General features: G+C 40.8%; 1 protein-coding gene. It reads left to right on the top strand.

Annotation, left to right across the window (positions count from 1 at the left end):
• Nucleotides 1-232 precede the first annotated feature (232 nt).
• Nucleotides 233-524: hypothetical protein (locus tag ABD056_RS22855; RefSeq protein ID WP_343870608.1), on the top strand; the 292-nt coding region annotated here is incomplete at its 3' end.

Genomic DNA, 524 nt, shown 5'->3' with positions numbered 1-524 from the left:
AAAGATTCTCCCAAAATCAACCACATTAAACGCATTCAACCTTCGCTTGGCAAAAAGTTGGCATCTACCTGACAGCTGTATAGCTGGACAAAAAGAATTTGAAGCAACAATAATTTACCAATTGACATCCCCATTTTAGGTCTTTAGATTAATCCAATGTTACATTCTCATCAGCAAAAATTGTCCAGAATGCTTACTGGTGGATAGCGGGAGCAGCACTAAGGAGTGGCCTATGAATCGTACTGTAATTGCTTTACTTGTTTTTTGTTCAACTTCGGTCTTAGCAGATGATGGATTCTATCTGAACATTAACTCAGCTTTTCAACATCAGACTGCTTCCGAACTGACTGGTTCTGTTGATTCTTTTTGGCAAACCGGCGTTGGCTTAGGCTACAAAGAAGCATTGTCTCCGGCATGGAATGCCCTGTATGAGTTAGGTGTAGCTACAGCAAATCCAGAGTATTCAGATGCCAACGATGGGCAAACTCATAGCGTCTATACCCGAGTTCTTTTTGAATACAATG

Origin of the sequence: Caenispirillum bisanense (assembly GCF_039523075.1) — a bacterium.
Classification (GTDB): Bacteria; Pseudomonadota; Alphaproteobacteria; order Rhodospirillales; family Rhodospirillaceae; genus Caenispirillum; species Caenispirillum bisanense.
The sequence above is the reverse complement of the archived record's forward strand: the minus strand, read 5'-3'. Positions and strand labels throughout refer to the sequence as shown.